Source organism: Oceanotoga sp., assembly GCF_030445905.1.
Classification (GTDB): domain Bacteria; phylum Thermotogota; class Thermotogae; order Petrotogales; family Petrotogaceae; genus Oceanotoga; species Oceanotoga teriensis.
Genome location: NZ_JASUSU010000007.1, coordinates 41,683 through 66,244, shown reverse-complemented (window position 1 = coordinate 66,244; position 24,562 = coordinate 41,683). Strand labels below are relative to the sequence as shown.

The 24,562-nt window shown below is 24.3% G+C and carries 26 protein-coding genes; 15 read left to right on the top strand and 11 right to left on the bottom strand.

Annotated features, from left to right (window positions below):
• Positions 1-17: 17 nt before the first annotated feature.
• The 5 genes from PWP28_RS03420 to PWP28_RS03400 form a co-directional block, all read right to left on the bottom strand.
• On the bottom strand, positions 18-842 hold the full coding sequence (locus tag PWP28_RS03420) for an ABC transporter permease (protein ID WP_109605111.1): 825 nt from the start codon (positions 840-842) through the stop codon (positions 18-20).
• A gap of 19 nt (positions 843-861) precedes the next feature.
• Entirely contained in the window at positions 862-1,860 is a 999-nt protein-coding gene (locus tag PWP28_RS03415; RefSeq protein WP_308644256.1) for an ABC transporter ATP-binding protein, read from the bottom strand.
• 209 nt (positions 1,861-2,069) lie between these two features.
• On the bottom strand, positions 2,070-2,357 hold the full coding sequence (locus PWP28_RS03410; RefSeq protein ID WP_109605113.1) for a DUF4491 family protein: 288 nt from the start codon (positions 2,355-2,357) through the stop codon (positions 2,070-2,072).
• Positions 2,354-3,004: a GDSL-type esterase/lipase family protein gene (locus PWP28_RS03405; protein ID WP_158274857.1), complete on the bottom strand. Its 651-nt coding sequence runs from the start codon at positions 3,002-3,004 to the stop codon at positions 2,354-2,356. The genes PWP28_RS03410 and PWP28_RS03405 overlap by 4 nt, the downstream gene beginning before the upstream one ends.
• A gap of 56 nt (positions 3,005-3,060) precedes the next feature.
• Positions 3,061-3,555, bottom strand: a complete 495-nt coding sequence (locus PWP28_RS03400) for an inorganic diphosphatase (protein ID WP_109605115.1) — start codon at positions 3,553-3,555, stop codon at positions 3,061-3,063.
• Between the two features lie 185 nt (positions 3,556-3,740).
• Between PWP28_RS03400 and PWP28_RS03395 the strand changes: the two genes are divergently transcribed.
• Both PWP28_RS03395 and PWP28_RS03390 read left to right on the top strand, forming a co-directional pair.
• On the top strand, positions 3,741-5,015 hold the full coding sequence (locus PWP28_RS03395; RefSeq protein WP_264149828.1) for an ArsB/NhaD family transporter: 1,275 nt from the start codon (positions 3,741-3,743) through the stop codon (positions 5,013-5,015).
• A 19-nt stretch (positions 5,016-5,034) separates the two neighbouring features.
• Positions 5,035-5,982 carry a hypothetical protein gene (locus PWP28_RS03390; protein WP_308644255.1) on the top strand — a complete coding sequence of 316 codons (948 nt, stop codon included), beginning with the start codon at positions 5,035-5,037 and terminating at the stop codon, positions 5,980-5,982.
• A 155-nt stretch (positions 5,983-6,137) separates the two neighbouring features.
• On the opposite strand, the gene PWP28_RS03385 is transcribed toward PWP28_RS03390, so the two are convergent.
• From PWP28_RS03385 to PWP28_RS03375, 3 genes are read right to left on the bottom strand one after another with little or no spacing between them, the layout of a single operon-like run.
• The gene (locus PWP28_RS03385) at positions 6,138-6,368 is read right to left on the bottom strand and encodes a hypothetical protein (protein WP_109605118.1); all 231 of its coding nucleotides are present in this window, start codon (positions 6,366-6,368) and stop codon (positions 6,138-6,140) included.
• Complete coding sequence (locus PWP28_RS03380) at positions 6,365-6,901, bottom strand: hypothetical protein (RefSeq protein ID WP_109605119.1); 537 nt, start codon at positions 6,899-6,901, stop codon at positions 6,365-6,367. Before PWP28_RS03380 ends, PWP28_RS03385 begins: the two co-directional genes overlap by 4 nt.
• Positions 6,894-7,436 carry a hypothetical protein gene (locus PWP28_RS03375; protein ID WP_158274858.1) on the bottom strand — a complete coding sequence of 181 codons (543 nt, stop codon included), beginning with the start codon at positions 7,434-7,436 and terminating at the stop codon, positions 6,894-6,896. The genes PWP28_RS03380 and PWP28_RS03375 overlap by 8 nt, the downstream gene beginning before the upstream one ends.
• A 242-nt stretch (positions 7,437-7,678) precedes the next feature.
• Between PWP28_RS03375 and PWP28_RS03370 the strand changes: the two genes are divergently transcribed.
• From PWP28_RS03370 to PWP28_RS03310, 13 genes are all read left to right on the top strand, one after another.
• A complete protein-coding gene (locus PWP28_RS03370; protein ID WP_308644254.1) occupies positions 7,679-8,920 on the top strand; it encodes a M23 family metallopeptidase in 1,242 nt (413 codons plus the stop codon).
• A gap of 110 nt (positions 8,921-9,030) precedes the next feature.
• Positions 9,031-9,243 carry a 50S ribosomal protein L31 gene (gene rpmE / locus PWP28_RS03365; RefSeq protein WP_109605123.1) on the top strand — a complete coding sequence of 71 codons (213 nt, stop codon included), beginning with the start codon at positions 9,031-9,033 and terminating at the stop codon, positions 9,241-9,243.
• 235 nt (positions 9,244-9,478) lie between these two features.
• On the top strand, positions 9,479-9,856 hold the full coding sequence (locus PWP28_RS03360; protein ID WP_206050574.1) for a S1 RNA-binding domain-containing protein: 378 nt from the start codon (positions 9,479-9,481) through the stop codon (positions 9,854-9,856).
• 100 nt (positions 9,857-9,956) lie between these two features.
• Positions 9,957-11,222, top strand: a complete 1,266-nt coding sequence (gene hisS, locus PWP28_RS03355; protein ID WP_109605124.1) for a histidine--tRNA ligase — start codon at positions 9,957-9,959, stop codon at positions 11,220-11,222.
• Between the two features lie 13 nt (positions 11,223-11,235).
• On the top strand, positions 11,236-12,093 hold the full coding sequence (locus PWP28_RS03350) for a hypothetical protein (protein WP_109605125.1): 858 nt from the start codon (positions 11,236-11,238) through the stop codon (positions 12,091-12,093).
• Between the two features lie 45 nt (positions 12,094-12,138).
• A complete protein-coding gene (locus tag PWP28_RS03345; protein ID WP_308644253.1) occupies positions 12,139-13,362 on the top strand; it encodes a DegT/DnrJ/EryC1/StrS family aminotransferase in 1,224 nt (407 codons plus the stop codon).
• On the top strand, positions 13,359-15,212 hold the full coding sequence (locus tag PWP28_RS03340) for a nucleoside-diphosphate sugar epimerase/dehydratase (RefSeq protein ID WP_308644252.1): 1,854 nt from the start codon (positions 13,359-13,361) through the stop codon (positions 15,210-15,212). The genes PWP28_RS03345 and PWP28_RS03340 overlap by 4 nt, the downstream gene beginning before the upstream one ends.
• Positions 15,196-16,176 (top strand): glycosyltransferase family 2 protein, encoded by a 981-nt coding sequence (locus PWP28_RS03335; RefSeq protein WP_305081180.1) that lies wholly within the window; start codon positions 15,196-15,198, stop codon positions 16,174-16,176. The genes PWP28_RS03340 and PWP28_RS03335 overlap by 17 nt, the downstream gene beginning before the upstream one ends.
• A complete protein-coding gene (locus PWP28_RS03330) occupies positions 16,173-17,078 on the top strand; it encodes a glycosyltransferase family 4 protein (RefSeq protein WP_305081179.1) in 906 nt (301 codons plus the stop codon). Before PWP28_RS03335 ends, PWP28_RS03330 begins: the two co-directional genes overlap by 4 nt.
• Positions 17,079-17,095: 17 nt before the next feature.
• On the top strand, positions 17,096-18,403 hold the full coding sequence (locus PWP28_RS03325) for a hypothetical protein (protein ID WP_305081178.1): 1,308 nt from the start codon (positions 17,096-17,098) through the stop codon (positions 18,401-18,403).
• Between the two features lie 56 nt (positions 18,404-18,459).
• A complete protein-coding gene (locus PWP28_RS03320) occupies positions 18,460-19,068 on the top strand; it encodes a hypothetical protein (RefSeq protein WP_109605131.1) in 609 nt (202 codons plus the stop codon).
• Between the two features lie 10 nt (positions 19,069-19,078).
• Positions 19,079-19,513: a flagellar export chaperone FliS gene (fliS, locus tag PWP28_RS03315; protein WP_109605132.1), complete on the top strand. Its 435-nt coding sequence runs from the start codon at positions 19,079-19,081 to the stop codon at positions 19,511-19,513.
• Between the two features lie 367 nt (positions 19,514-19,880).
• A complete protein-coding gene (locus PWP28_RS03310) occupies positions 19,881-21,632 on the top strand; it encodes a hypothetical protein (RefSeq protein WP_264149835.1) in 1,752 nt (583 codons plus the stop codon).
• Between the two features lie 45 nt (positions 21,633-21,677).
• Here PWP28_RS03310 and PWP28_RS03305 read toward each other — a convergent pair whose 3' ends face one another.
• From PWP28_RS03305 to PWP28_RS03295, 3 genes are all read right to left on the bottom strand, one after another.
• Complete coding sequence (locus PWP28_RS03305) at positions 21,678-21,977, bottom strand: STAS domain-containing protein (RefSeq protein WP_109605134.1); 300 nt, start codon at positions 21,975-21,977, stop codon at positions 21,678-21,680.
• 81 nt (positions 21,978-22,058) lie between these two features.
• Complete coding sequence (gene abc-f, locus PWP28_RS03300) at positions 22,059-23,858, bottom strand: ribosomal protection-like ABC-F family protein (RefSeq protein WP_308644251.1); 1,800 nt, start codon at positions 23,856-23,858, stop codon at positions 22,059-22,061.
• A complete protein-coding gene (locus tag PWP28_RS03295; protein WP_109605136.1) occupies positions 23,858-24,547 on the bottom strand; it encodes a pseudouridine synthase in 690 nt (229 codons plus the stop codon). The genes abc-f and PWP28_RS03295 overlap by 1 nt, the downstream gene beginning before the upstream one ends.
• Positions 24,548-24,562: the final 15 nt, after the last annotated feature.

The following is a 24,562-nucleotide window of genomic DNA, read 5'->3' as shown; positions in this document are numbered from 1 at the left end:
ATATACCTCCTATATTTTTAATATCTATCAAATGAACCCGTTGTTTTGGCTTTATATTCTGTAAATGCAAAAAATAATCTTCCTATAATTATATATATTATTCCAATAATTATAGTTTTAAATATTGGAGAGGAAGCTTCTTTTAAAGTATAACCATTTAACATTATTAGTCTTGCTGCTTCTATTCCATGAGTAATTGGTATTATTTTTGATATCATTTGAAGCCAATCAGGAATTACAGATATTGGAAAAGTTATTCCACAAACTATCATTATTATACCTCTTGCTATATTTACCATAGCCCCTGCTTCTTTTGCCCATAGAACTATACTTGCAAAGATACTTCCTATTCCAAATGCTCCTGGCATCATTATTAAAAATATTACAAACCACATTAAAATTGGTGCTTGGAATTGTATTCTATATATCAAAATATATTCCGCTATTGCTATTATATTTGTTATTAAAGCTATAAAAAGTGATATTAATCCTGCACCAATTAAAAAATCAAATTTTTTTGTAGGAGTTAACCAATTAGATTCTAAAGTTCCAAGCATTTGTTCTTCTCTTAAGTATGTTCCAAAAGTCCAAAGTAGCATGTTAACCCACATCCAAGTAATAGTTCCAATTATTATATAAGCTATATAATTATCTGTTCCAGTAATGTTTTGAAAATTTTTTAATCCGGAATTATCTGGACCAGATAAGCCTATGGCACTTAATATATATATTAAAGGAAATATTAAAGGCCAAAATAAAAGTTGTATTATCCAAGTTGGATATCTTATTAGAATTATAAATTGACTTTTGAATACGGCATATATTGTTTTTAGTCTGTTCATTTAAAATCCCCCCAATTATTTAATTTTTTAGGTTTTTTCCAGTTATATTTAAGAAAACATCTTCAAGTGTTGTTTCTTTTATATTCATGCTTAAAATTTTGGAATTATTAATATTTAATATGTTTAATACATCATCTATAATTTCATGACCATTATTTTGATGGATAATTATTATATGTTTTTCTTCATTTGCATCATATTTATACATGAGATTTTTTATGTTTTTTATTTGATTTAATTCTTTTTCTAATTTTTTTGAATAATTAGTAATTTCAAATTTTATTTTTTTAGTTTCATTTAAAGATTTCTTTAATTTTTCTGGAGTATCGATTGCGATTATTTCACCGTTGTCTATTATTGCTATTCTGTCAGATAAAAAATCTGCTTCTTCCATATAATGTGTTGTTAAAAGTATAGTTTTTCCTTCATCTTTTAAGTTTAAAATTATTTTTCTTAAATTTAAAGCTGCTTGAGGATCCAAACCTAAAGTCGGTTCATCTAATAAAACTACAGGAGCATCTGGAATTAAAGCTTTTCCTAGTGCAACTTTTTGTTTCATTCCTGTAGAATATTTTTCTACTAATTCATCAGCTCTATCTTCTAAACCTATTTTATTTAAAATATATTGAGTTCTTTTTTTACCTTCTTTTCCGTTATAACCATATAATGCAGCAAAATATTCAAGATTTTCTCTTGCCGTTAATTTCCAATATACGCTTCTATCTCCTGCTAAAACGGTTCCTATGTTTTTTAATGCTTTTAAAGGTTCTTTATTTACATCTATATTGTTTAGAAAAATTTTTCCATTGGAAGGTTTTAATAAACCAGAAAGCATTTTTATAGTAGTTGTTTTTCCGGCCCCATTTGGGCCTAAGAGGCCAAATATTTCTCCTTTTTTTATTTGAAAACTTATATCTTTTACAGCTTTAAGTTCTTTTTTTTCTGTTTTTTTAAATAATTTTTTCTTTTTAATAATGAATTTTTTTTCTAAATTTTCAGCTATTACAGTGAATGACATATACAACACCACCTTTATTTTGTTAAAGTTTATTTTAAATATTTTTATAAAAATCATAATTATTTTTCATATTTTTATTATAATATTTAAAAAAATAAAAGTCAAGCCTTTATATATTAAAAAAATTAAGTTTATTTTTAAAAAAATAAATAAAAAACTGTGAATTTTTTAATTCACAGTTTTTAGTAGATTTTTTTTAGATTTTATAATTAATTTTTTTTGTTTGGATTTTTGGGGAACCAACCCTTTTTTACTCTTTCTTCTTGTTCTATTATTTCATGTATACTCCAAAGACATGAAAAACCAGTTATAGATATCATTGAAGAGATTAAAGTGTTGTTTATAAATATTGAAATTATTATGAATATTATTCCTAATATTAGAAAAATTGGCCAAGTTTTTTTTCCAAAATAATATTCTGTTTTTATTACTATTGGGTGAAATATACCTATGATTATAAAAGCAAAAAAACCTATGAGAATTCCTTCAAAGCTCATATATATATCTCCTTTTTTAAGGTCTTTAATATTTTTGTGAATATTAACATATGACCTTTTGAATTTGGATGTATTCCATCTATTGTTAGATCTATGTCTAAATCATCTAATTTTTTAAAATCTTCATATAGATTAATATATGTTAAATTGTAATGATTTGCTATTTTTTCTATTGTTTTATTATATTTTATTATTTCTAAATTTTCTTTTGAATAAAGATCTTTTCCAAATAAAAATTGATTTTTTATTTTTTTTGTATAAGGTATTAAATTCATCAATTTTATATTTGTTTTTTTATTGGTTTGTTCTATCATATTTATTAAATTTAATTCAAATATATCAATATCGCTTATAAACGGATCTTCAAAGTATTTTCCGAGTATTTCATTTGTTCCTATAAATATAAATAATAAATCAGGATTTTCTTTTATTACGTCTTTTTCCCATCTTTTTAATAAATCTATACTTTTATTTCCCCCGATTCCTTTATTTATTATGTTTAATTTTTTTTCTGGATTTTTTATTTTTAAGAAATCATTTATATGTCTAACGAATCCATTACCAATTTCATCAGGTTCCTTGTAAGTTGCTCCAGAATCAGTTATACTATCTCCTATGAATAAAAGAGTTTCATTTTTTTTAAACATTTTATATCTCCCCATTTAAAAAACAACTCATTCTGTAATTACAGAATAAGTTGTTTTTATTTGTTTGCTTTTTTATATCTTTCAAAGCCATCTTTTATAGCTTGAATTGCTGCTTCTTTGCTTTTCCAGCCATCTGTTTTTACCTTTTTTTCTTCTAATTCTTTGTATACAGAAAAGAAATGTTCTATTTCAGCTAAAAAATGAGAAGGAACTTCAGAAAGATTTTCTATATGATTCCATAAAGGATCTTTTTTAGGAACACATAGTATTTTTTCATCAGGACCTTTTTCGTCTTCCATCATGAACATTCCAATTGGTACAGCTTCGATTACGCAACCTGGAAAAGTACTTTCCCATACTAATACTAAAACATCTATTGGGTCGCCATCTAAAGATAATGTATTTGGTATAAATCCGTAATCAGTTGGATAATGCATAGATGAAAATAACATTCTATCAAATCTTATTAATTTGTTTTCTTTATCATATTCATATTTATTTCTGCTTCCTTTTGGTATTTCTATAAATACATCAACTGTCATTTCTTTCATTTTTTTTGCTCCTTTTTTCATTTTCTATTTTTGATTATAACATAATTTTGTAAAATCAAATTTTTCTTTATTTGAATATATTCTTTACAACTATTCTAAATTATTGAAATATTTTGTATTGAATGCTAACAATTAAAAGTGTATAATTCTTAATTATGTAAATTTATTTTTAGGAGTTGATTTTTATGTTTTATGAGATTGTTTCTATAGGAGTATTTATCTTTGTAATGATTGCCATAATAACCCATAAAATAAATAGAACTACTGCTTCAATGTTGGGGGCTCTTATTGTTATTATTATAGGAGTTTTTGAAGATCAGATGGATGCTTTTACTGATTATATTGATTTTAACACTATATTTCTTTTATTAGGCATGATGATTTTTGTCAATGTTCTAAAAAAAAGAAATATTTTTACTTTTATAGGGGTATATACTTTAAAAAAAGTTGGGCATAGTGTTAAGAGCTTGTATTTTATTTTAATATTATTAGTTGCTTTGATTTCAAGCGTTATTGATAATGTTACTACTATACTTATATTTATTCCAATTTCATTGGCCATTTGTGATTCTTTAGATTTAGAATATTTTCCTTTAATATTGGCAGAAATATTTGCTTCTAATATTGGAGGAACAGCTACTATTATAGGGGATCCACCTAATATTATGATAGCTTCAGCAGCCGATATTTCTTTTGTGGATTTTTCAAAAGTTATGTTTCCTTTATCTTTAATAAATTTGTTGGCTTTAGTGGGATTTGTTTTTTTTGTTTTTAGAAAAGAATTAAATAAGAAAATAGAATCAAAAGTTATTGATAGTATGGAATTTGAAAGTTTGATTGAAAATAAAAAAGAATTTGTTTTATCTTTTATACTTTTAATATTAGTTATTTTATTATTTGTTTTTCAACATCAGTTGAATTTAGAAGCATGTATAATTGCAATGATAGCAGCGTTTTTTTCATTGTTTTTATTAGAAAGACATGATATAGATCATATATTAAAAGAGGTTGAATGGGAAAGTATTTTATTTTTTATGGGATTGTTTATAATAACGGGAGCTCTTGAAGAAACTGGAGTGTTATCTTTTTTAGCAGATAAATTAGTTGGATTAACTTCATTGTCTTCAGATGTTTTCTTAGGACTTTTATTGATAATATCATCATCAATTTCTGGATTTCTTGATAATATCCCTTTTACAGCAGCTGTTATTCCTGTTATTGAGAATCTTATAAAATTGAGTCCAAAGATAAACTTTAATATATGGTATTATTTATCTGCTGGGGCTTGTGTAGGAGGTAATATGACTTCTATAGGTGCTTCTGCAAATATAATTGCTTTGGCCTTATTATACCAGTTTAAAGGTATGAAAGTTTCTTTTGGAAGATTTTTAAAATATGGGTTTTTTATAGTTTTAATAAATATTATTATATCTTATATTTATTTTAAAATTATATTTTGATATTTTAAGGGGGAGGATTATGGGATTGAAATATATTTCTTTTATTATTATCTCTTTTTTTACTATTTATTTGTTTGGTTTATCTTTTATATCGTCTTTTCAAGATAATATTTATGTTTTTTTAGTACTTTTATTTCTTATTTTGGGTATTTTAAATTCAATAATTCAAGAATTTTTTTTAATTTCTAAAAAAGATAAAAAATTTTTAAAATTCAATTTTGAAGATATTTTTTTTGTATTTTTAGGAGCTTTTATTGCATACGTTTTAAATATATATTTAAAACAAGGGGCTATAATAGCGGCAAGTTTAGTTGGTATTATTTCAAGTTCTTTTTTAAAAAATAAGAGTATTCCTATTTATACGGGTGCTTTTGCTGGAATGGTATCTCCAGATCTATATCATGATTTTTATCATATAATTATTGTTTCTTTGATAACGGGTATTTTTTATGTTTTATCAAAAGATGTTTTTAAAGGAATTGGTGGAAAACTTGGTGCTACAGCTTTTGTTTCATGGGTTTTGTTATCTTTCATATTTGATTTTTCATTTATAAAAGGTGAATTTTATTATGATTTAGATTTTGTTGTCTTTTTTATAAGTTTTTTGGGAGTATTTTTGACTTTTTTTTTGCAATATTATTTAAATAAAGATTTAGTAGCTTCATCTTCCATATTGAGCCTTTTGGGTGCTTTAATTTTTCCTGTTATCTTTTTTGAAAAAGGAGTTGATTTATCAGTTTTATTTATGGCATCTACTTTTGCTGGTATGAGTACTGATAAAAAGATAAATAACTTTGCTTTTATGGTTTTAGTATCATTCTTTGTTTCTATTATTTTTGTTTATAGTTATAGTCATTTTGGTGGTGGTGGGGGTAAACTTGGAACCATATCTTTTGGATGTGTTTTGGGTGTGAAAGGAATTTGTAATTTTTTTAATAGACACAATATATTTGTACTCAAAAAGTAACTTATTGTTGATTTAAAATTAGCTTTTGAACATGTTAATTTAACATATCATCTGATATAATTATATCATAAGATTAATTAATATAGTTTATTTATAGTATAGATAATTTATATAGCTTATATATAGTATAAAATCCGATCGAAAGATCGGATTTTTCATTTTAGTAGTTTATTCAGAGTATTTATAGCATTTATACTATTATTACTTAATTCTTTTATTTGTTTTTTTATTGAGATGGTTTTTATTATATTAGATTTGTCAATTTCAGGTTCTATAATATTTTCTTCAACTATTGTTTTTGTTAGAAGTTCTCCTATTTTTGAAGCTTCTTCTTTTTTTAATTCTTCAAGTATATTTAAAATTTCATCGGTCTTTTTTTTAATCATATTTTAACCTCTTTGTTTATAATATATTTGTTTGCTTCTTTTATTATTAAGTTCGCTTCTATTAATTCGTTTAATGCTAAAGTTGTTTGAATTTGCCATCTTATTTCATCTTGAGTTATTTGATTAAAATCTATTTCTGGATTTAAATTGTCATTTATTCTTGGGAATAATAAATAATAAAGATCTTTTATTGTTAAAAAAGTATCAAATTCCTTTAAAAGAGATAATATTTCATTTTTATAATCTACATTTGTTTTGAATTTGTTTTTTATATGTTCATTTATGACTTTTAATTGATTTATATTTTTATGTTCTTTCGGCATTAAATATTTTAATTTTTGTTTTTTTATTTTTTCTAAATCTTTTATGGAGTTACTTAAATCTTTTATAGAAGATTCAATGGTATTTTTAATTTGTAAATCCATTATATTTATTTTTTTATTTTTGTATATTTTTTGATATTTCCTATGTTCTTTTTTTATTATTTGTATTAGCTCATCTATTTTTATTATCAATAATTTTTCATCAATCATATTTTACACCTCTATAGATTGGGGGTCTTTTGAAGAATTTTTTATATTTATTAATGAATTTATATGCGGTTTCTTTATCTGTTTTATAAAGAATATCTGTGAAATCAAAATATTTAATATCTTTTAATTTTTTTGCATCAAATTCTTTTAAATAATGAATTATTTCTCTGAATGATTCATCGGCAAATAGGTTTTTTATTTCTATTATATTTTCCATAGAATTTGAAGGAATATTTAAATTTTCTATTTTTTGTATTATTTTTTCTTTTTCTGAGTTGTTTAAAGATTTATTTTTTATATTTAAGTCGATTTGTTTTTGTTTTTCGAAGATTTTTTCAGGTGAGTTTTTTTGATTTTTTTCTTTTTTTATTAATTCTTTTTTTACTTTTTCAGCTAATTCAGGTTTATTTTCCATTAAAAATTTTTGTGCAAGAGTTAAGTAATAATCTTTAGTATTTTTTAAAGGTTTTTTTAAATAACTATTCAATTTTTCCTCGATTCTTTCAATATCTGTTATTTTTCTTATTGTATTCATAAGGCTCCTCCAAATTAATTATTACTATATATATATTAACAGATTATAAGTGATTTTTATAATTAATATTTATATTCTTATTTGCAATAGTTTTTGTATATTTATTTGAATTTTACCATAATTAATTATTTTGTCTATTTTTATTTTTATTTTATTTTATGTAAAATTTTTAGAAACTTGATGCATTTTTTTAATTTTTTGTATATAATTGAATAGAGAATATTATAGTGAGGTTATTTTAAATGAAATATAATAATTTTTTTGTTTGTCTTTTCTTTTTGATAATTCCATCAATTGTTTTTTCTAATGTATACTTTTTTTCCAATGTAATTGGAGAAAAAGAGTATTTTTTTGATGGGGAAAATATTTTATTGTCTATAGATAAAGTATCTCAATATACGGACTTTGATAATGTTGTCAAAAATGATTTTTTGATAGTATTACAAAATGATATTGATAAATACTTTATTTTTCCGGATAATAAGATAGTTGTTAAGAATTCTAATAAAACATATTATTTTTCTGAATCAGATTTAATTGAGAAAAATCAAGATTTTTTTATAAGTGAAAAACTTTTAAAAGAACTTTTTGGTATAGAAAAAACTTTTAAATCTAATAATTATTATTTTAATTTTAAAGATTATAATTATGTTGAACCAAAAGAAAGTAAGAGCTATATTATGAGAAAAGTTTCTGGTCTGGATATTTATGAAAAAGGGTATTTTTATTCTGTGCAATCAAATGATTCTATTTTAAAAATTTCTAATAAAACTGGAATTTCTGTTCAAGTTTTGGTAGATAGAAATGAAGATATTGTTTATAGTAAATATTTGTATAAAGATCAAAAACTTTTTATTCCAGAAAAAAATGTGTTTTATTATAAAGTTAGAAGTAAAGATACTTTGAATATTTTGTCTAAATATTATTTTACAGATACGGCTAATATTAAATGGGATAATAGTAAAAAGTTTTTATATGTTGGTGAAATTATTGAAATCCCTGCAGAATCAATAGGTCTTTCTTATAATAGAAATCAGGAAATTGGATGGCCTGTTATAGGTGTTATTTCTTCTTTATATGGTTATAGAATACATCCAATATATAAGACGAGAAAGTTTCATAGTGGCCTTGATATAGCTGCTCCTGAAGGTATACCAGTTATGGCTTCTACTGAAGGTAAGGTTGTAGAGGTTGGCTATGATAAAGATGGATATGGAAGATATGTTAAAGTTTCTTATAATAATAGATTTTATATGTATGGACATATGAGCAAAATTTTAGTTCCTGAAGGATATTATTTGAATAAAGGTGAAACTTTGGGTCTTGTTGGCTCAACAGGGCTTTCAACAGGACCTCATGTCCATTTTGAAGTTAGATATTCTAATAATTCTACTATAGATCCTTTAAAAGTGTTAAAAAAGAATATGCAAGATACTTATTTAGTTAATAGTTCTGATTATAAGTACAATTCTGGTGGCGAATAATAATTGTCTAATTAGTTAATTTATTATTAAGTTATCTATGTTTCTTGACACTATTAATTTTATTATGCTATAATATACCGGAAATAATATAAATAAGAGGTGGATTAGTTATGAAAAATGGAATACATCCTGAAATGAAACTCATAACTGTTAAATGTGCTTGTGGTGCTGAACACAAGATTTATTCTACAGTTGATTCATTCAGATTGGATGTTTGCTCAGAATGTCACCCTTTCTATAAAGGTGAAGGTGCTGGACTACTTGATACTGAAGGAAGAATTCAGAAATTCAATAACAGATATAAAAACTTCCTCAAGAAGTAAAAAAATAGGGGAGATATTATCTCCCTTTGTTTTGTTTTAAATTTTTAATTATTATAGATAAAAGTATCCAGGCGATTGGGCCTTGCATTTCAAGAAAAAGCTTGAATATCCAATCGTCAAAATAATTGGACTTTTCGGAGGTGAACACCATAGCCTGGGCCCGGGCCGCGAAATTGCGAAATCACGACTTTGCAAGGTTCTCGTGAAAAATCATTAGAAGGGCAGGGGTATTTAAGTGAGCGAAAGTATTGCCCAAGGTTCTTTTGTTAACGCCAAAGTTGTTGATATCAAAAAATTTGGTGCTTTTGTAGAGATTGAATCAGGTGAAGAGGGATTTATTCATATTTCTAAGGTTTCTAAGAAATATGTTAAAGACGTGACTGACTTTTTAAAAGTAGGACAAGAGATTACAGGTAAAGTTATCGGTAAAACTAAAGATGGTAAATATGAGTTATCATTAAGGGAAGGCGACTCTAAATCTACAAGTGATGAAGGGGCAGCTAATTCAGAAAATTTTGAAAAGAAATTAACACGCTTTTTAAAAGATTCTGATAGAAAAATTTCTGAATACAGAAAACATTTAGATAAAAAAAGAAAGTCTAGAAGAAGATAATAATAAATTTATAGGGAGCTTATAGCTCCCTTTAAGTTTATTTAAATAGTTTTGTGATAAAATATATATATTAGATAATTGGGTGTGAGGAGGACAAGACTTGAGTAAGTTTAAAAGAATTAAAGGAACTCAGGATATTTATGGTGAAGATATAAAATATTGGGACTTTATAGAAAAAACTATGAAAAAAGTTTTTTTGAAATATGGGTTTAAAGAAATAAGAACACCAATTTTTGAGAGTACAGATCTTTTTAATAGAGGTGTTGGTGAGGGAACAGATATTGTTCAAAAAGAGATGTATACTTTTGAAGATAAAGGCGGTAGATCTATAACTTTAAGACCAGAAGGTACGGCTTCAGTTGTCAGAGCATATATTGAAAATTCTATGATTAATTTTGGTTCACCAATGAAATTATTTTATAATGGTCCTATGTTTAGATATGAAAAACCCCAAGCTGGTAGATTAAGACAATTTTATCAGATAGGTGCAGAAGTTTTTGGTACTGAATATCCTCTTTCTGATGCTGAAGTTATTTGTATGATAAATGATGCATTTAAAGAATTGGGATTAAATAATTATACTATTAGACTTAATTCTATAGGCAAAAAAGAAAGTCGTGAAGAGTATAAAAATATTTTAAAAAATTATTATTCTGATAAATTCGATGATTTGTGTGAAGATTGTAAAATAAGGTATGAAAATAATATTTTAAGATTACTTGACTGCAAAATAGATACAAATTATGCCAAAAATGCACCATCTATACTTGAGAGTTTAAATCATGAAGATAAAATGCATTTTGATAGTGTAAAAAAACATTTAGAAACTATGGATGTTCCTTTTATAGTTGATGATAAGATTGTTAGAGGTTTGGATTATTATACTCAGACTGTTTTTGAATTTATACATGAAGGTTTAGGTGCACAATCAACTTTAGCTGCTGGTGGAAGATATGATAATTTGGTTTCTGAAATAGGTGGTAATAGTACTCCAGCTATAGGTTTTGCTATGGGTATTGAAAGGCTTGTTATGGCTCTTAAATCTGAAAATATTATTATTGATGATTGTGAAGATATTGATGTATACATAGTTAATTCTGGTGAAAGTGCCGAATTTGAGGCTGTTAGAATAGCTAGAGAACTTAGAGATAAAGGTATTAAAACTTTTATGAATATTTCAAAAAGAGGTTTTTCTTCACAAATGAAACATGCAAATAAACTTAATGCAAGTTTTGCCGTTATTATAGGTGAAGATGAAATAGATAAAAATATAGTTACTTTTAAAGATATGGAAAGTGGAGAACAAATTCAAGTTGAAAGAGGTTGGTTTGTCAATTTGATACTTGAGAAACTTGCAAATAAATAGTGGAGTGGTTTTTATGTTATTATTGAGGCCTTTTATGGTGTTTATTGCAATGATTCTTTTTTATATTCCTCCTTTACAATTTATTGGAATAGCTTTATTGTTTTTTATTTATCATGTTTTAATAAAAAATCGTAATGAACATATAAAAAAGATGAAAGAAGTTTATAAAGTCAATAATTGGAATTTTCCTTTGGAAAAAGAAGGTAACCCTTTTTTATGGCTTTTCGTTTATATAGGATCTTTGATTGTGTTGTTTTATTTTAGCACTGAAGTTACCAATGAAGTTATGGCTTTGAGTTTAGAAGAACTTTCTCTTTATAATATTGAAAAATGGAAGTCTTTTTTGATCATTTTTTCATTTTTTACAATGTGGGTCTCTTATACTTTTATGATAAATAGAATCATTAAGGATCAATGGAAACTTCAAGAATCTGAATTAAATCATAATATTGTTAATAATAGAATTATAATTTTAAGAGAAGGCAGTATCGTAATGCTTTTTAGAGTTTTAACTCTAAATTTTTATGAATGGTTTGTTTTATTTTCTTTACTTAGAGAAACAGCTCTGCATTATTTTGAAGATGGAACTGCAACAGGCAATTATGAAAATCTAATTTCTGATAAAATAAAAATTAAAGATGTAGCTAAAAAAGAATCTCATGAAACTGATATTCAAGAAAATAGTGTTGAAAATATATATGAAAGAATAAAAAAAGATATTTCTTTTTTAAATGATAATGAAAAATATTCTAAAATATTTTATGAAGTAACCTCTCTTTCGAATGAAAAAGCCAAAGAACTTTTATATTTGCTTTTTAAAGATAATTGGATTTCTAAAGAAGAGTATGATAAAATAAATAATTTTATTTAATTGAGGGGGTTAAACCCCTCAATTTATATATAAGGGGGAATTTTTTTGAAAGTTCCATTATCATCACCAGATATTACGGATTTTGAAATTAATTTTGTTAATGATGTTTTAAAATCAAATCAATTGGCATTAGGCCCATATCTCAATATGTTCGAAGAAAAAATAAAAAAATATTTTGGGGTTAAATATGCCATTGCTGTCAATTCTGGAACTTCTGCATTACATTTGATTCTTAAAGCTATGGAATTTAAAAGAGGAGATAAATTGATAACTACTCCTTTTACTTTTATATCGAGTTCTAATGTTGCTTTATATGAAAATGGGATTGTTGAGTTTGTTGATATAGATAAGGATGATTATAATATATCTATACCTTTGTTGAATAAAAAATTAAAGGATTTAGATCGAGCTTTTTTTATGGGAGTAGATATATTTGGTCAATCACTTGACTGGGATAGTATCGATTATGATAAAAATAAAATATTTATTATAGAAGATTCTTGTGAGGCTATTGGTGCTGAATATAAGGGGAAAAAAGTTGGTACTTTTGGTAAGGCTGGCACATTTGCATTTTATCCTAATAAACAGATTACTACAGGTGAAGGTGGAATTGTAATAACTGATTGTGAAGATATTTATAAAAAATGTAAATCTATGTCTAATCAGGGTAGAGGCGATGATATGCAATGGCTTGAACATGTAAGAATTGGATTTAATTATAGAATGGATGAAATGTCAGCAGCTTTAGGATATGGTCAAATGATTAGACTGGATGAAATTTTAAAGAAGAGATCTTTAATAGCTGAAAATTATTATGATCTTTTTTCAGAAGAAAAAAGAATTGTTTTGCCTAAAATAAATAATTTTAATATTCCAAGTTGGTTTGTATTTGTTATTAGGCTTGATTTAAATTGGGTATCGAATTTTTTAGATTTGCCAGAGTGGATTATAAATTTTGATTTTTCTGAAAGAATAGAATCTGATAAAAGAGATATGTGGAGTAAAAATATCTTTAAAGTTCAAAATTTTTTGAATGATTTTATAAATAAATTGACTTTAAAGGGTGTACAATGTAAGAATTATTTTAAACCCGTTCATACACAAAAATTTTATAGAGAAAAGTTTGGTTTTGAATATGGAGACTTTCCAATTACTGAACTTATTTCATCTTTAACAATAGCTATACCTTTTTTTACTAATTTAACTTTTGAAGAACAAGTTTATGTTTTTGAGTCTATTAAAGAAGTCTTGGGAGAGATGGAAGTATGAATTTTGTCTTAAAAAGAAAATATAAAATAGTTTTTATAGATTATATTTTATTTTTTATCTCTTATTTAATAGCAATGTTCATGAGGTTTCAATTTGATTTTGATGAATTTTCTAAATATATTTCTCCTATAATTTTATATCCATTTATAATGATTGTAATTTTTAAAATAACCGGAGTTTATAAATCTATTTGGAGATTTGCAACTCTTAAAGAACTTTTACCTATTTTTTATAGTGGATTTTTTGGATTTTTAATAAACTTTTTTATCTTTGAACTCTTTAGTAGATATGTTACTGATTTTTTTATATTACCTTTTTCGGTTGTATCTTTTGCAAGTTTATTGGGAGTTTTGCTTGTTTCATGGAGTAGAATTTTTTGGTTTTCATATAGCAAGAAAGATAAAAAAGCTGTTAATTTAAGCAAAAAAATTTTGATAATTGGTGCTGGAGATGCTGGTGTTGAATTACTATCTGAATTTGAGAGACATCCTGAAGCGGGAATAGTTTTAGGTTTTTTGGATGATGATGATTCTAAAATAGGTAGAAAAATAAGAAATTATGAAGTGCTCGATAAACCAGAAAATATTATGAAATATGTAGAGAATATGGAAATTAATGAGGTCATAATAGCTATTCCTTCAGCCAATTCAGATGAAGTTAAAAATATTCTTGATTTTATAGATAAGTCAAAAGTAAGAGTTAAGACTCTCCCCGGAATTTTTGAAATTCTTAATAATAAAGTATCTCTTGGTTTTCTTAGAGATGTTGAAATTTCTGATTTATTGGGGAGAAAGGAAATAGAAGTTAATTTAAATGAAATAGAAAGTTATATAAAAGGAAAAAATGTTTTGATTACCGGTGCGGGTGGTAGTATAGGAAGTGAAATATGTAGACAAGTTTCAGCTTTGAAACCTAAAATATTGTATGTTTTAGGTAGAGGTGAAAATAGTATTTTTAAGATAAATAAAGAGTTAAAAAATAAATTTCCAGATTTAATGATTGAAGAGATTATATGTGATGTTACTAATGAAAAAAGACTTTATAATATTTTTAAAAAGTATAAATTTGATATAGTATTTCATGCTGCGGCACATAAACATGTTCCTTTGATGGAGAAAAATCCATCTGAGGCATTTATGGTTAATACTTTAGGTACTTATAATATTGCCAGATTTTCTGGAGAGTTTAATATAGAAAGATTTATATTTATATCTACTGATAAAGCTATAAATCCAACTTCTATAATGGGAACATCTAAAAGGCTTGGTGAAATGCTTATTAGATCTATATCTAAAGATTTTAATACTAAATTTGGTATTGTTAGGTTTGGAAATGTTTTGGGTAGTAGAGGAAGTGTAGTGCCAATATTTAAAGAACAGATAAAAAATGGTGGCCCAGTTACTGTAACTCATAAAGATATGAAAAGATATTTCATGACTATTCCTGAAGCAGTAGCTTTAGTTTTACAAAGTGGAAAATATGCTGAAGATGGAGAGGTTTTTATTTTGAATATGGGAGAACCTGTTTTAATAGATTCTCTTGCAAGGGAATTGATTAGATTATCTGGTTATGTTCCAGATCAAGATATAAAAGTAGTTTATACAGGTATAAGACCAGGTGAAAAATTATATGAAGAATTGTTTTTAGAAACAGAAGAATTTTTGAAAACAAATAATAGTAGAATATTTAAACTTAAAGCTAACAATATGATAGATTATGATAAAATAAATAATTTTGTTGAATTTTTGAATATGGCAATTGAATCAAATAATTTTGATCTTATAAATGCGATTATTGGAAAATATGTTCCTGATTCTAAAGCGAGGGTTGATAATGAAATTTCAAGATAAATTTTCTATTTCAGTTGTAATTGTATGTAGAAATGAGATTGATAATATTGAAAATTCTATAAATTCTTTTTTTAATCAAAAAAGAGTTCCCGATGAAATAATAGTTGTTGATGGTATGTCTGATGATGGAACTTATGAAAAAATTGTCGATTTTAAAGATAAACATAAAAATATAAAAATATTTCAAAATGAAAAAATTTATACGCCTTTTGGTCTTAATATAGGGATAAAGAATTCTAAAAGTGATTTTGTTATGATTGCAGGAGCACATACTATTTTTGATGAGAATTATATAGAGGTTTGTATGAATTTTCTGGAAAATAATGAAAAAGCAGAAATCTGTGGAGGCATAGCTAAAGCTTATGCTTCTGAAGGAATTTTATCTAAATCTTTTGCTAAAGTTTATTCGAGTATTTTTGGTGTTGGAGGTTCTAAACATAGGTATTCAAATAAACTTCAAAAAGTTGATACTGTAGCTTATGGGGTTTATAAGAGAGAACTTTTTGATAAATATGGTTTTTTTGATGAAAGACTTATTAGAAATCAAGATATAGAACTCAATTATAGATTTAGAGAAAATAATGTTGATATTTATTTATTACCGATTGAAAATTTTTATATAGTTCCAAAAAACTTAAAATGTTTTTTAAAAAAGAATTTTGACAATGGTTTTTGGAATTATATAACATTGAAAATAAATAAAAATGGAATTGGATTAAGGCATTTTATACCTTTGTTTTTTTTAATATATATTTTTATGTTAATTTTATTTACCATTCTTAATATTTATTTATTTAAAGTTATTCTAATCTTTATATTATTTATATATATTATTATAGATTTGTTTTTTTCTTTTGAAAAAAATTTTATATCTTTTTTGTTTAATTTTATATTTTATCCAATGCTTCATATTAGTTATGGACTTGGAACTTTTATGTCTATAATAAAAGGGGGAAAAGTATGATTTTTGTTCCTTTTTTTTTGAATATTTTAATAACTCCTTTTATTATTAAATTTGCTTTAAAGTTTTCTATTGTAGATAAACCAGATAATAATCTTAAAAATCATAAAAAAATAACACCTTATCTTGGTGGATTGTCTTTATTTTTGAGTATTTTACCTTTTTATTTTGATGATTTATATTATATAATTCCAGCTTTTATAATAATGATTATAGGACTTTTTGATGATATTAAAAATATTAATCCTTTTTTTAGATTATTTGTTGAATTTGCTGTTATTACTTTTACTGTTGTTAATTTTCATATGGGATTTAGTATTATTATAAATATACTTTTTATAATAACGGGAGTTGCTTTAATAAATGCTGTTAATATGATAGATGGTATGGATGGACTTTGTTCTGGAACAGCTTTAATATCACTTTTATTTTTTGCTATAATAAGTAAAAACTTTGATATATTATATTTTGTTTTTGCTTTATTAGGATTTTTAGTATTCAATTTTTATCCTGCAAAAATTTTTTTAGGAGATGCTGGATCATATTTAATAGGGTTTACTTTATTTTATAATTTTAATTATCTTACGTCTAAATCGGGTTTTGGTGGATATTTTATAGGTTTAATCATAACAGCTTATTTTTTTACAGATTTGTTTTTTTCTATTTTGAGGAGAATTATGAATGATAAATCACCTTTTTATGGTGATAAAGAGCATATTTATGATAAAATTAGAAGTAGATTTAATACTAAGATTTCAACAACGGTTTTGATTAATTATATTATAGTTTTTTCTTTTGGTTTAATTTCATGGTTTTCATGGTTTAAACCTTATCTTGGGATAGGTATTGCATTTGTTTTGTTTTTATTTACCGGGGTTTATTTTAGATTATATAAGTATGATTGAAAAGAGGTGCATTTTTATTGGCAATTTTGAAAGATAGCCGTAGAAATTATTTAGTCGTTAAGCCTTGGGCTGTTAAAAAAATATTTTTTAATGATAATTCTGAATTAGATGATTTTGATATTTTTGAAAAATATACATTTGAAGTAGAAGCTAAAACAGGAAGCTTTAAATGGATGTTTAATGAATTTAGTCATGAAAAAATGGATGATTTTGAAAATTTGAAAGTGGATATAGAGTATATTCCACTTGTTTTGACTTTGTTCAGAATAAATAAATTTTTGAATTCTAATTATAAAAATATGGCTTCAGTTTTATCATCTGATTTGGATAATATGACAAATGAAATAATTACTAAAGAAAGTTTACTTTTTGCAAATGAAGAGAGTTCTAATATAGTTTTTGTTTATTTGAAAAAGAAAAAAACTACTATTGAGCATCATCTTATATTTAGTAGTATGGATTATAATAATTATTTTGACATAAAAATTAATGTCAAACCCGATATACTTTTGAATTTTTATTCAAATTTATTGAATGAATTTAATAAGTATAGATTAGAAACTTTGCCTGTAGTTATTCAAAGTATGTCAAATGTTTATGATGAAGTTATAAAAGGTATAGATGTTTTGAATTATGATAATATAAAAGATATTGAAGATAAGATATTTTCCATTTATGATATAGATATCATGAAAATAATAGATCCCATAGATTCTTCTACAGATTTTGAAGATTATATTAATTATCTAAATTTTTTGTATAAAGAAAACAATAATAATAAAGATGAAAATGAAGTTGAAATAGATTTTATGATAGAAGACATGGAAAATCTTGAAGAACAGATTAAAAATATACTTGAAAATGAAGATTTTTCTGAAGAAGATGGAGTTTATAGTGTTAATATTTCTGGGAATGATGTGCAAAACAGTGAAAATGAAGAGTTATTTAATGAAATAGAAGAAGAAATGATGGAAATTCTTGATGGGATTATTTTTGAAGATGATTATGATGAAGATTATATAATTGATGAACTTAAAACTCTCATAAAAAATGTAAATTTTTTATTTTCAAATAATATTTATACTAAAGCAGATTTTCAAAGAAAACTTCTGTTGGATATAATAAATGCTTATGGAGTTAAAAAAGTTTTGAATATAACTGATTTACTTCAGGAAGTTTTCGAAGATATTAGCATAGAAATGGAAATAGATAGTGTTTATGCAATTTCTGAAGATAAGATTATAAATGATTATAAGAAATGGTATAAAAATATTTTCAGTAGTAAAGGAATATCTATATTTAATGCCATTAAAAATGGTAAGTAAAGCCTTTTTGTTTTTAGACGATTATATAATGATAAACTTTTTTAGGAGGCTTTTTTATGAGCGATAAAGTTTTACTGAGTTTAAGTGGTATAAAAAATGAAAATTTTGAAATTGAAAAAAATGAATTTGAAACTTTTGAAAAATTAGTTGATTTTTATGGTGAGGATACAAAAGGAATTTTAACTTATATCAAAATTAATGATCAAGAAATACCTTTAAATTATTTCGATGAGGTTAAAAATGCTTTTTTTGAAGGCGGAGAATCTATAGAACTTATGTTTGAAACTAAAAAATCAGTCTTAAATTCTCTTATAGAGGAAGGATTTGAATATATAAATAAGGTTAGAGAAAATCTTGATAATCTTTCTAAAGAAGTTTTGATGAATAGTCAAGAGGGACATAAAATGTTAGGATCTCTTAGTGAGGGGTTTGAAGCTTTACTGACTATAATTAATCAGACTAATGAATATATAGGGGAAGTTACGTATAATGAACAACAAATAGAAAAAATTAAGAGCATATTATCTACAATAGTACAAGCTCAAGCTTCAAAAAATTATATAGAATTATCAGATAATGTAGATTTCGATCTTCCAGAAATTATAAATATATTTGATGATGTTTTGAAAGAATCAAAAAGAATTTTAAATCATAAAGTAAATTAGGAGGGATCATATGTATCAAAATCCCAATTCCAATACTTATTTAGAAAATTCGGTTAATACTGCAAGTCCAGCTAAATTAGTTGAAATGCTTTATAAAAATGCACATGAAAGGCTTCAACGTTCTTTAAAATTAATAGATGATAAAAGTATAGCAGAAGTAAATTTTGAATTGAAAAGGGTTCAGGATATAATAAATGAGTTAAATGTATCTTTGAATATGGAAGTTGGCGGAGATATATCTGTAGGATTGAGATCTTTATATTCTTATTTAAATAGAAGATTGCTTGAAGCAAATATGAAAAAGGATAAAGAAATTATTTTAGAAGTTGATGGATTTTTAGTTGAATTACTTGAAACTTGGAGAGAAGCTATGAAAAATGCTCCTCAGACAGTTAAAGAAATGAATAATGATATTAAGAGATCTAAATTTGATATAGAAACTTAATTTTTAAATCATTAGAGGGGGCCTTTGGGCTCTCTTTTGTTTTTTGTTATAATAATATTAAATGTAGTTTATATTTCTAGTTTAATTTAAAATAAATTTATTAAAAACGTTACAAATCGAAGTTTTTTTTAAAGTTTTTTTATTAATATATTATTGTGTTAAAAAATACGTATATTACAGCGTATATAGAATATGAAATAAAGGAGGGTAGAGGTTATAGTAAAACGTGTAATATTATAAAACTTTTAAAATAATTTATGATGAAATTGGTCTTGAATATTATATAATAAAAGTTTTATAAGTTTTATATAACTTATTATAAATGCCTTTTAATAATAGATTTAAAAACTTTAGAACTATTATATATTTGTTGATCGTTATAATTGTTTATTTTATCATTTTTTGGGCTTATTCAAATGTAGATGGAAAGGAAAATGTTTCTGTTAATACTGGCACCATAGACATTGTAGATATAAAAAACGATAAAAAATTGGATTATAAACCTTTTGAATTTGAAAAAGAATATGGAATAATTCTTGGAGGCTTTGATGGTATTTATGTTTTTGATTTTAAAACAAATTCTATAATAGAAAATTTGAGAACTGGTAAGTATATAAGTGAAGTTATAAAAGAAAAAAATATTCTTTATTTGACAGATAGAGAAGGTTTAAAGATATATGATTTTTCTAATATAAAAGAACCTAAATTAATTAATTCTTTTAATACTTATGGAGAATCATTGGCTTTTGATAAAGTTGAAGATTTTGTATACCTTGCCGATGGCAAAAATGGAATAGTTTCTTTTAAAATAGAAGAAGATTTTAATATATTGATAGAACAACATGTCAAATTAAATGGGATAGTTTTATCTATACTTCATTATGATGATTTTATATTTGCTATGGGGCCAAAATTAGGACTTTTAACTTTTGAAATAAAAGATGGAAAGATCTTTGAATATAGTCATTATAATGATTTTATTAATCCTACTTCTATGCAAATTTTTGAGGATAATATTTATTTATTAGATGAATATAAAGGTCTTTATATGTTTGATATAAAAGATATTATTAATGAGGCTAATACTCAACCTGTTAAAATTTATCCTCTTGAGATGACATCTTCTTTTTATGTCAACAAAGATGGTATTTTTTATGCAAATTCAAAAGGTATTTTTGATTTAGCAGGTGATGAAATAATAAGAGAGAATTTTGATAGAACTAAAATAAAAGTTAATGATAATCTTATATATATTTCTCAAAGAGAAAAAGGTTTTAAAGTATATGATATTTTAAAAAAAGAATATGTATATAAGTATAATATATTAAATTATATAAATAATTTTAAAGTATTTGAAAATGGTATTTTAATAGAAGATTCTTCTAATATAATGTTTATGGATAATGAAATGAAAAAAATATGGGATATTAATTTGAATGGAGAAGTTTTGAAATATTCGAAAGGTTTTTTAGTAAGTGGGGATACATTTTTTTCTATTGTTGACAATAAAAAGAAAGTTACTTATGATTCGACTATTAATGTAAATAATTTTAAAAGTATAAATATAGGTGATTTTATTATAAATGAAGATGGAATTTTCAGATTTGAAAATTTTGATAATTTATATGCTGGAAAAGTTAATGATTTGTGTGAATGGAGTAATGGATTTTTATTTAATGATGATAATAATATATATTTTTATGATTATGAAAATGATGAAGTGACAAAAAAATTTTTTCATACTAATAAAATTCAAGGGGTTTTTACATTTGAAAATGGAATTATTTTTTATACAAATTATAGTTTTTATATTTTAAATAATGATTTTGATGTTATAGATAGTTTTCAATATGATATAAAACCAGATAATTTTATAGTTTCTGAGAATAAAGTTTTTTTTACAATTCAAAGCAGATTTTTTGTTGTAGATATCTTTAATACTGATAGGTATAAGATAAAAGAAATGGAATTGCCAATAGTAGATATAGATTATTTCGAAAATAAAGTGTATATATCTCTTTCTTCAGAAGGTATTATTTGGTATGATATAAATGAAAATCTTGATTTAGAGAAGCTTGGAGAAGTTTTGATCTTTAATGCAAATAATTTTTTATTGTAATTAAAACTCCAAAGTAGAATTAAACTACTTTGGAGTTTATTATAATTATTTTATTGTAATTATTTTATCGAGTTTTACTATTTCTATAACTTTTTTGACATTTGAATTTGAAACATTATGTATTTCCATTATACCATTTTCTTTTTTATAATCCGCAAAAAAATAAAATATTCTTCCAAGTCCAGAGCTGTCTATATATTCAAGTCCATCCATGTCTATTATGATTTTTTTCATTCCCTTATCTTTTAAGTCATATAACATTTCTTTTAATTTTCCCGAGTTTGATATATCAATTCTACCTTCTAATTTTATTTTTCCGATATTTCCAGTTATTTCTTTTTTCATATTTATACCCCCTAATTAGAGTCTGTTAATTTTTCATAGCTTTTTAATATAATTATAACATAAATTCTCATTATATACCAATTATTTTTGAGATGATTCATAAAGTTCTTCTAATTCTTGATTTATTTGATCTTCTTCTATAGTTATTTTTTCAAGGTTTTTTTCATATTTTTCTTTTTTCTCCATCAATTTGATAACTTTTGAATAATTGTTTCCATTTATTATTAATTCTTTTTCAGTTAGGTCTATTTTTTTGAATAAATCATCAGCAATTATTATTATTTCTTCTTTCCTTCTTTCTAAAGCTTTTATTCTATTTTTTATCTTTTTCATTTGTAAAAGTATGTCTTTATCTTTCTTTTTTTTATTTAATTTAAAAGAATCTTCTTGTATTTCTTCTAAAAAATCATCTAATTCTGTAGAAATATGCGATTTTCCATTTTTTATGAAAATAAATTTATCTGATATATTTTTTAATAATTTCTCATCATGGGATACTAATATTATTGCGCCTTTAAATTCTTTTAAGGTTTCTTCTAATGTTTGAACTGTTAATATATCTAAATGGTTTGTTGGCTCATCGAGGATTAACACATTTGGTTTATTTAATATTTCTTTTGCCAATGCCAATCTTGTTAATTCTCCACCAGATAAAGTATTTATAGTTTTAAATACATTTTCTCCAACAAAACCAAATCTTCCAAGATATTTTCTTACTTCATAATCTGGCCATTCTGGCATAAGTTTCCAAGTTTCTGTCATTATATCATTTAACCTATTAAATGATGAAATTACCTGATCGAGGTATCCTATTTTTATATTGTGTCCCCATTTATAATTCCCAGAATTTTGAATTAATTTATTATTTATTATTTTTAATAAAGTTGATTTTCCACAACCATTATTTCCTATTATCGAAACTTTTTCACCTTCATTTACTTCAAAGTTTATGTCTTTTAGTAAAGGTGAATTATTGTTGAATTCGAATTTTAAGTTTGTGACTTCAAGAACTTTATAACCAGTTTTTTGCGGTTCTGGTATTTTTATTTTTATAGCTCTTTCTTCTTCAATGGTATCAATTTGTTCATACTCTTTTTTTATCTTTTCTAAGGATCTTTCTCTTATTATAGCTTGACGAACCATTTTTTCAGTAGCCCATTTTCTATACCTTTTTATCATTTTTTCAAGTCTATCCATTTCTTTTTCAAGATTAGATTTTCTTGAAGCAACTGAATAAATCAAATTTTCTCTTTGTTTCATATAATTATCAAAAGGTCCTTTGAATTCCCATACTTGATAATTGTTTATTTCCCAATATTTATTACAGAGATTATTTAAAAAATTTCTGTCATGAGATACCGTTATAATAGCTCCCTTATATTTCTTTAGATAACTTGTTAACCATTTTATTGAATATAAATCTAAATGGTTTGTAGGTTCATCTAAAAGAAGTAAGTTATGATTTCCAGCCAATGTTTTTCCCAAAGACAGTCTTGTTAATTCTCCACCACTTAAAGATTTTACTTTTCTTTCCCAAGTTTCCTCTGGAAATCCCAAGCCTATTAATACACCCTTTATAGATTTATCCATCATTATATCATCTACATTATTTATTCCTCTTTTTACAAAGGAAATTAAGTTTTCATCTGGATTTTCCATTCTAAATTGTTTTAAGAATTCAATTTGAGTTTTATTACTTTTTATAACAGAACCTTCTAAAGGTTCTATAATTTCAGTTAGTATATTTAATAATGTTGTTTTACCGGATCCATTTTGTCCTATTAAAGCTATTCTATCTTCATCATATACGGTCAAGTTTACATCAAAAAATAGATCTTGTTCACCAAAATTATGAGAAATATTTTCTAATTTTATAAGCATTATTCACCTCTTATTGCAAGCAAAGCTTCTTCTTTGCTCATTTCTTTATAAGCACCTTCTTCTATAGTTAATTTCAAAGATCCTATTTGTGTTCTCTTAAGATCTGTTAATGTGAGATCTATTTTTTTAATCATCCTTTTAACTTGATGATATTTACCTTCTGTTATTTTTAGTTCTATTGTGTTAGAATCTAATTTTTTAGCAATTGATTTTTTTGTTATAAAATCTCCAAGATCCATAGGTTCCATGAGCATTTTTAATTTTTCATCTTCTATTTCTTCTTTTGTTTTAATTATATATGTTTTATAAACTTCTTTCTTGGGAGATATTATTTTATGAATATAATTTCCATCATTTGATAGGATTAAAAGACCGTTAACATCGACATCCAGTCTTCCTGCTATTGACAAATCATCTTTGAATGGATGATCAATGAGATCTAAGACTACTGGTATATTTGAATCTTTATTTGCAGATAAATATCCTTTTGGTTTATTTAACATTATATAAATGTTATCATAAGCCATTATTTTTTCGTTTTCATATTTTACTATATCATTTTTATTTACTTTGTATGAAGGACTTTTTATAATAGAATCATTTATTTTAATTTTTCCTTTTTTTATTAATATTTTTACCTCAGAACGTGAACCAATTTTTGAATTACTAAGATATTTATCAAGTCTCATTTTTACCACCTTTAT